At 71.2% G+C, this 7264-nt stretch carries 9 protein-coding genes; 3 read left to right on the plus strand and 6 right to left on the minus strand.

Annotated features, from left to right (window positions below):
- The coding region (locus ACXJKG_RS17705) for an alpha/beta fold hydrolase (protein WP_456847057.1) at positions 1 to 347 on the minus strand (347 nt) is incomplete at its 3' end.
- Positions 348 to 428: 81 nt separating this feature from the next.
- On the opposite strand from ACXJKG_RS17705, the gene ACXJKG_RS17710 reads away from it, so the two are divergent.
- Both ACXJKG_RS17710 and ACXJKG_RS17715 read left to right on the plus strand, forming a co-directional pair.
- The gene (locus tag ACXJKG_RS17710) at positions 429 to 1457 is read left to right on the plus strand and encodes a Dyp-type peroxidase (RefSeq protein WP_456847058.1); all 1029 of its coding nucleotides are present in this window, start codon (positions 429 to 431) and stop codon (positions 1455 to 1457) included.
- Positions 1454 to 2251 (plus strand): family 1 encapsulin nanocompartment shell protein, encoded by a 798-nt coding sequence (locus tag ACXJKG_RS17715; protein ID WP_456847059.1) that lies wholly within the window; start codon positions 1454 to 1456, stop codon positions 2249 to 2251. The genes ACXJKG_RS17710 and ACXJKG_RS17715 overlap by 4 nt, the downstream gene beginning before the upstream one ends.
- Here the strand turns inward: ACXJKG_RS17715 and ACXJKG_RS17720 are convergent.
- From ACXJKG_RS17720 to ACXJKG_RS17740, 5 genes are all read right to left on the minus strand, one after another.
- Complete coding sequence (locus tag ACXJKG_RS17720) at positions 2248 to 2553, minus strand: DUF5808 domain-containing protein (RefSeq protein ID WP_456847060.1); 306 nt, start codon at positions 2551 to 2553, stop codon at positions 2248 to 2250. The two genes, ACXJKG_RS17715 and ACXJKG_RS17720, sit on opposite strands and share 4 nt — an antisense overlap.
- 105 nt (positions 2554 to 2658) lie before the next feature.
- Positions 2659 to 3792, minus strand: a complete 1134-nt coding sequence (locus ACXJKG_RS17725) for a lactonase family protein (RefSeq protein ID WP_456847061.1) — start codon at positions 3790 to 3792, stop codon at positions 2659 to 2661.
- 90 nt (positions 3793 to 3882) lie between these two features.
- Entirely contained in the window at positions 3883 to 4113 is a 231-nt protein-coding gene (locus tag ACXJKG_RS17730; protein WP_456847062.1) for a hypothetical protein, read from the minus strand.
- Complete coding sequence (locus ACXJKG_RS17735; RefSeq protein WP_456847063.1) at positions 4110 to 4757, minus strand: RNA polymerase sigma factor; 648 nt, start codon at positions 4755 to 4757, stop codon at positions 4110 to 4112. Before ACXJKG_RS17735 ends, ACXJKG_RS17730 begins: the two co-directional genes overlap by 4 nt.
- 42 nt (positions 4758 to 4799) lie before the next feature.
- Positions 4800 to 5618 carry a DeoR/GlpR family DNA-binding transcription regulator gene (locus tag ACXJKG_RS17740; RefSeq protein WP_456847064.1) on the minus strand — a complete coding sequence of 273 codons (819 nt, stop codon included), beginning with the start codon at positions 5616 to 5618 and terminating at the stop codon, positions 4800 to 4802.
- A gap of 343 nt (positions 5619 to 5961) precedes the next feature.
- Here ACXJKG_RS17740 and ACXJKG_RS17745 point away from each other — a divergent pair, with 343 nt between their 5' ends.
- Positions 5962 to 7215, plus strand: coding sequence for an ABC transporter substrate-binding protein (locus ACXJKG_RS17745; protein ID WP_456847065.1), 1254 nt, complete (start codon positions 5962 to 5964; stop codon positions 7213 to 7215).
- Positions 7216 to 7264 lie beyond the last annotated feature (49 nt).

The raw sequence follows: 7264 nt of genomic DNA on the forward strand, positions 1-7264 counted from the left end.
GCCTTGGCCACGCGGCTCTCGCCGTGGCGGGCGATGTAGTGGACGACCTCACCGCCGCCGGTGGAGTGCCCGATGTGCACGGCGTCGTGCAGGTCGAGCGCGGAGGTGAGCGCCGCCAGGTCGTCGGCGTAGTGGTCCATGTCGTGGCCGCCGTCGGTCTGCGTCGAGCGGCCGTGGCCCCGGCGGTCGTGGGCGATCACCCGGTAGCCGTGGAGCCGGAAGAACATGAGCTGGGCGTCCCAGTCGTCGGACGACAGCGGCCAGCCGTGACTGAACACGAGCGGCTGTCCGGAGCCCCAGTCCTTGTAGAAGATCTCAACGCCGTCAGTGGTCGTGATCGTGCCCATTCGATTCCTCCCAGGGGTCGGTCTCTCGACCATAAGGTCCGAACAGCCCCGTGACGAGGGCGAACGCCTATCCTGGCCAGGATGCGCGACCGTGACGCCTCGGCGACCTCCCAACCGGTGCTGACACCTCTGACCAGCAGCGCGATCTTCCTGGTGCTTGCGATCGACGCCGGGGGAGAGCCGCAGGTCCGGGACCTGCTCACCGACGTGACCGGCCTGCAGCGCTCGGTCGGCTTCCGGGACCCGGCCGGTGGGCTGGCGGTCGTCGTCGGCATCGGCTCGTCGGCCTGGGACCGGCTGTTCCCGCAGCTGCCGCGACCGCTGGGCCTGCACGAGTTCCGCGAGGTGGCGGGGGAGACGCACACGGCCCCGGCGACACCCGGCGACCTGATGTTCCACATCCGGGCGACCCGGCTCGACCTGTGCTTCGAGCTGGCGAGCCACCTGGTCGAGCGGCTCCGCGGCGCGGCGCGGGTGCTCGACGAGGTGCACGGGTTCAAGTTCTTCGACGAGCGCGACCTCATGGGCTTCGTCGACGGGACGGAGAACCCCACCGGCGGCGAGGCGCTCGAGGCGGTGACGGTCGGCGACGAGGACCCGTTCTACGCGGGGTCCAGCTATGTCGTCGTGCAGAAGTACCTGCACGACCTCGACACCTGGAACGCGCTGCCCGTCGAGGTCCAGGAGCACGTGATCGGCCGGACCAAGCTGGCGGACATCGAGCTTCCCGACGACGTCAAGCCGTCCAACTCGCACGTCGCGCTGACCGTCATCACCGACGACGACGGGACCGAGCGCAAGATCGTGCGGGACAACATGCCGTTCGGCCGGGTGGGCGAGGGGGAGTTCGGCACGTACTTCATCGGGTACGCCGACCACCCCGACCCGATCGAGCAGATGCTCAGCAACATGTTCGTCGGCAAGCCGCCGGGCAACCACGACCGCATCCTCGACTTCTCCACCGCGGTGACGGGGAACCTGTTCTTCGTGCCCACCGTCGACCTCCTCGACGACCCGCCGGACGAGCCCGTCGCGGACGCGCCCGACACACCCGAATCCTCCGACTCCTCCTTGGGGATCGGCAGCCTGAGAAGGAGCACCGCGCCATGAACAACCTGCACCGTGATCTCGCGCCGATCTCGTCCGCGGCGTGGAGCGACCTCGAGGAGGAGGCCCGGCGCACGTTCAAGCGGCACATCGCCGGGCGGCGCGTGGTGGACGTGGTCGGGCCGGGCGGCGAGAAGCTCGCGGCCGTCGGCACGGGCCACCTCATGCCGGTCGACCCGCCGGCCGAGGGCGTGCACGCCGGGCTCCGCCTGTCGCAGCCGCTGGTCGAGCTGCGGGTGCCGTTCACGGTCGACCGGCAGTCCGTCGACGACGTCGAGCGCGGGGCGAAGGACGCCGACTGGCAGCCCGTGAAGGACGCCGCCAAGCAGATCGCGTTCGCCGAGGACCGGGCCGTCTTCGAGGGGTTCGCCGCGGCGGCGATCGCCGGGGTGCGGGCCAGCACCTCCAACGCGCCCGTGCAGCTGCCGACGGAGGTGCGCGACTACCCGGACGCCATCGCGCACGCGCTGGGCGAGCTGCGGCTGGCCGGCGTCGACGGTCCGTACACGCTGCTGCTCTCGGCCGAGGAGTACACCGCCGTGGCCGAGACGTCGGACCACGGCTACCCGATCCGCGAGCACCTGGCCCGCGTCGTCGACGAGATCATCTGGGCGCCAGCCATCGACGGCGCCTTCCTGCTCTCGACGCGCGGCGGGGACTACGAGCTGCACCTCGGGCAGGACCTGTCGATCGGGTACCTGTCGCACGACGCGACGAGCGTGCAGCTGTACTTCCAGGAGTCGCTGACGTTCATCGTGCAGACGAGCGAGGCGGGCGTGGTGCTGACCCGGTCCTAGGAGGCCAGGTGCCGCCGGACCAGCTCGACCAGGCGGCCGAGGTTCAGCGTCCACCCGACGCCGAACACCCGCGGCCCGACCACGTGCTCGGCCTCGGGGTCCCAGAACCGCTCCTGGATGCGTTCGGCGGTGGGCATCCGGAAGTCGTAGGGAACGAACCCGACGACTATCCCGTTCCACTCGCGCTCCTCCGCGGGGGTGCGCAGCTCCTTGACGAGCGCGACGACCGCCAGCCCGAGGGTGATCAGGCGGATCAGCCGCCGCAGGTCGCCCGGCCGGGCGCGTCGCATGTCGTGCGTCATGGTGTCTCCCCGCTCGGCAGTGGTCGGACCATCATGCACCCGACGATCCTGGTGGGGGCATGGCCGTGGCCCGGGGCGCGAGGTCCCGGGCCACGGCGACAGGCGTCACGACGAGGCGATGCCCTCACCGCCGACCGTGCCGGGGACGACGACGGACCCCACGGGCGTGAGGGTCCCGTCCGCCGCGACCCGGAACGTGTCGACCGTGCCCTGGGCTCCCGTCTGCACGTCGAGGAAGAGCCCGTCGGAGCTCACCGCCGCGTCGACCGTGCCGGGCAGCGTCCCCGTGACGCCGGTGGCCGTCAGGGTGCCGGCCGCGCCGACCCGGAAGCCCGAGACGGTCGCGGAGCCGGCGTTCGACGTCCAGACGTCGTTGCCGCGCGCCGTGATCCAGCAGGTCGCCGCCTGGMCCGTGGCCTGCTCCGCGATCTGCGTGAGCGCTCCGTCGGCGCCGAGCGTGAAGGTGGCGACGTTGTTGCTCGCCTCGGCCACGACCACGTGACCCGAGGCGTCGAGCACCAGGCCGAACGGCACCTTGCCGGGAAGCGACGTGATGGTCGGGGTGGCCGACGGGCGGCCGAGCCTGCCGAACGTGAAGACGTCGACCGCGTTGCTGGCGGCCTTCGTCGTGACCAGCAGCGAGCGCCCCTCGGGGCCGAACGCGACCTGGCCGGGCGTGTGCGTGAACTCCGGCGTCGCGGTCGGGTCGAGGCCGAGGTCGCGGTGCCAGGACGGCACGGGCACCAGGTGGGCACCGGCGCGCAGGAATCCCTGGACCGAGCCGCCGCCGCGCGCGTTCAGCACGTACACCCGGGCGTCGTGCACCGCGACGCTCACGGGAAAGTCGCCCTGGGTCGGCACGACGTCGCGCAGCTCGAGCCGGTCGTCCCGCGCGCTGAACACGCTGAGCGTGTCCGTGCCCGCGTTGACCACGTAGAGCAGGCCGGTCGGACGGTCGAGGACGACGGAACCCTGGGACGCGAGGCGGTCGACGACCGCGCCGGCCAGCGCGCCGCCGGTCCCTCCGGTCGGGTACGAGCCCGCGGGGTGCAGCGTGCCGTCGGCCGCGCGGGTCAGCACGCGGACCGCGTTGCCCGCCGGATCGTTGGTGGGCACGTACACGACGGGGCTCGCCGCGGGCCGGGGATGGGCGGGGACACCGGCGAACGCGGGTGCGGCCGCCAGGACGGAGGCGGCGGCCACGGCGACGACGGCGCCGAGCCGGGTGATGCGCTTCATGGGATGCCTGCTTCTCTCGTCGGAAGGTCGGACATCCCATCTGCGTCGGCCGCGACGAGGTTCTTACCTCCGCCGGCCTACGAATCTGGCCTACGAATCTGCCTCGTCGGCGACGATCGCCCGCAGCAGCCCCGCGAGGTCCTCGGCGCAGGGCCCGCACTGCGAGAGGTGCACGGCGACCCCGGGGTAGCGCGCCCGGGCGGAGCCGGGGTCGGCGTGGGTGAGCTCGGCGTAGACCTCGAGGACGGCCATCGCCTCGTCGCACCCGACGTCGCGGGGGTCGGTGTGCAGGAAGTGCTCGACCTGCGACCAGTCGCTCATGTCGACCTCCCCGCGTCCTCGAGGTATCCGTGCGCGACGAGCGCGACGCGCACCTTGCGCCGCGCGTCGAACAACGCCTTGTAGACGGTGTTCCGGCTGACGCCGAAGCCCTGGGCGACGGCCTCCAGCGGCGTGCCGTCGATCAGGACGGCGACGAACACCGTCCGCTGGTACTCGGTGAGGTCCTCGTCGACCGCGCGGACGACCTCCCGGACCAGGTCGCGCTGCACCGCGAGCTGCTCCGGCCCGAGCCCGAGCCGGTCGGGGAGCCGGTCCCAGTCGGTCTCGACGGCGGAGGGTKCCTGGCGTTGCCACTGGTGCCGCCCGATCTTGGCGGACACCTCGAACATCACGAACTTGTAGACCCAGGTGGTGAAGCGGCTCTCGCCGCGGAACTGGTCGAGCTTGGCCAGCACCGCGAGCATCGCGTCGCCCGCCGACTGCAGCGCGAGGTCGTCCAGCTCGGGCCCGGAGACCGCGAGCTGGCCCGCGCGGCGCCCGACCTCGCGGCGGGCGACGCGGGTCAGCAGCGCGTGCAGGCGCGCCAAGCAGTCGTCGCGACCGGCCGCCGCCTCGTCGAGGCAGCCGAGCCAGCCCGCAGACGCGGGATCCAGCGTGGAGCGGTCCACCCCGGTGACGGGCACGTCTCGGATCGTACGCAGGGTGGCAATGCCGAGCGGCGGCCGTCAGCCCGCGTCGGGCGGGAGCAGGACCTGGACGCCGGCGGCCTCGAGCGCGAGCGCCAGCTCCGGCGGCGGCGCCGCATCGGTCACGAGGTAGTCCGCGCGGCCCAGCTCGGCGATCTGCGCGAACAGACGGCGGCCGAACTTGGTGGAGTCCGCGAGGACGGCCACCCGTGCGGCGCGGTCCATCATCGCGCTCATCATCGTGGCCTCACCGAGGTTGCTGGTGGAGTAGCCGGCGTCCGCGCTGACGGCGCCGACGCCGATGAGGGCCAGGTCGCAGCGGATGTCGCGGTCGGTCCCGTTCTCGGTGGGGAACGCGACCGCGCCGATGGTGCCCTGGGCGCTGAGCCGCAGCACGCCGCCGAAGACGTACAGGTCGCGGAACGTGAGCGGGTTGACCTCGGTGGGCAGTCGCAGGGAGTTGGTCGCGATCGTCAGGTCGCGGTGCTCCGAGAGGTGGCGCGCCACGGCGAGCGTCGTCGTGCCCGCGTTGATCATGAGCGACTCGCCGTCCCGGACCAGCCCGGCGGCCAGCGCGCCGATCTGGTCCTTCGCGCTGGTCTGCAGCCGCAGCCGGACGTCGAGGCCGGTGTCGGGGCGGGGGACCGCCTGCAGGCTCACCGCCCCGCCGTGCGTGCGGATGAGGACGCCGTCCGCGTCGAGCTGGTCGAGGTCGCGCCGGATCGTGTCCGGGGAGACGTCGAACCGCTCCGCGAGATCGGCGACGGTGACCTGACCGTGGTCGGCCACGAACGCCGCGAGGGCGGCCTTGCGGCCCGCGGGCAGTCGCCGCGGTGCGCCGTCGGTGGTCGCAGACATGGGAGTACCTAAGCACATCAGTGCGGTTTTGTGCGAGAACCCGCATCCCCAGTTTTCCGCGAGACGCAAACCTGCAGAAGTCGTCACGAGCACGACGATTCTGGTCGTTCGCCCAGTTCAGGGGCTCTGGGACCGATTCCACAGGTGGGAAGCGGGGCGCGGGGCCGAGTGAGGGCGGAGGTCACGGAGTGGTTGCGGATGCCAAGTACCGCTTGACGACGCACATCCCCGGGTCTACTTTGGCGGAAACACGCAGAAGTGCGCAGACAGTCGCACGAAGCGGCAGAACCTGAGGATGGGGACAGTCATGGGCAAGGGCGCTCGCGTTGGACGCTTCATCGCTGTGGCCGGTGTCGCAGCACTGGCACTCGCAGCATGTTCGAGTGGCGGTGGTTCGGGCTCGGACAGCGCGTCGGGCGGCGGTGACGTCACCCTCGAGTTCTCGCAGTGGTGGGAGCCCGAGCTCCCCGACGGGGCCTTCCGCGGGCTGATGGACAAGTTCGAGTCGGAGAACCCCGGCATCAAGGTCAAGCTCCTGTCGGGGCCGTACGCCTCGACCAAGGAGCAGGTCGTGGCGGGTGCCGCGTCCGGCACCATGTCGGACGTCGTCGGGCTCGACGGCGCCTGGGTGAGCGACTTCGCCAAGCAGGGCGCCATCACGGACCTCACGGCGGTCATGAAGGACGCCGGCTACGACGACTCGCAGCTGGCCAGCCAGGTCCAGGTCGACGGCGCCACGTACATGATCCCGGTGGTCAACTTCGTCTACCCGATGTTCACCAACGACGCGCTGCTCAGCCAGGCCGGCGTCACGGCGCCGCCCACCAACCGGACCGAGTTCGCGGACGCCGCCACCAAGATCACCGCGCTGGGTGACAACGTCCACGGCTGGGTGCTCCCGCTCTCGCTCGAGGCGCCCAACGGCATCCAGAACGACGTCATGTCGTGGGTGTGGGCGTCGGGCGGCTCGATGCTCAAGGACGGCAAGCCCGCCCTGACCGACAACGAGGCCGTGACCAGCGCGACCGACTACATCCAGAGCCTGTGGGACGCCGGCGTCATCGCGCCGGGATCGTTCACCATGAAGGAGCAGGACAAGGTCGAGGAGTTCACCAACGGCCGGGTCGGCATGATGATCGACTCGCTCGCCCACGTGACCGACCTGCGCGAGTCCAACCCGGACCTGAAGTTCAGCATCTCGGCCATCCCGGCCGAGGACGGGTACGACGGCAAGCGCGGCATCCCGTACGCCTCGTGGGGCATCGGCATCGCCGACAACTCCGAGCACAAGGCCGAGGCGTTCAAGCTGGTCCAGTTCCTGATGAGCGAGGACGTCAACTCCGAGCTCTCCACGATGGCCAACGCCTTCCCGGGCAACACGGCGTCCGTCCCCGACTTCGTCAAGGACGACGAGCTGTTCCAGACGGCCTTCGACATCTACAAGTCGGGCTACCCGGCCAACGAGTTCACCGGTCTGCCGGTGGCCGAGCAGCTGATGCGCGACTTCGGTGAGCAGTTCCAGAAGGCGCTCGACGGTCAGCAGTCCATGGAGGACGCGCTCGCCGCGACCCAGAAGACGTGGGAGGGGGAGTTCTAGGTCTCCAGCCCTGAACCCCCTCGGGCCGCGCCGGGACCACCTGGCACCC

Source organism: Cellulomonas sp. P5_C6 (assembly GCF_054049635.1).

Bases quoted from the DNA above. Each gene is read 5' to 3' on its own strand.
- ACXJKG_RS17710 (WP_456847058.1), top strand. From the start codon at position 429: ATGCGCGACCGTGACGCCTCGGCGACCTCCCAACCGGTGCTGACACCT.
- ACXJKG_RS17715 (WP_456847059.1), top strand. From the start codon at position 1,454: ATGAACAACCTGCACCGTGATCTCGCGCCGATCTCGTCCGCGGCGTGG.
- ACXJKG_RS17720 (WP_456847060.1), bottom strand. From the start codon at position 2,553: ATGACGCACGACATGCGACGCGCCCGGCCGGGCGACCTGCGGCGGCTG.
- ACXJKG_RS17730 (WP_456847062.1), bottom strand. From the start codon at position 4,113: ATGAGCGACTGGTCGCAGGTCGAGCACTTCCTGCACACCGACCCCCGC.
- ACXJKG_RS17740 (WP_456847064.1), bottom strand. From the start codon at position 5,618: ATGTCTGCGACCACCGACGGCGCACCGCGGCGACTGCCCGCGGGCCGC.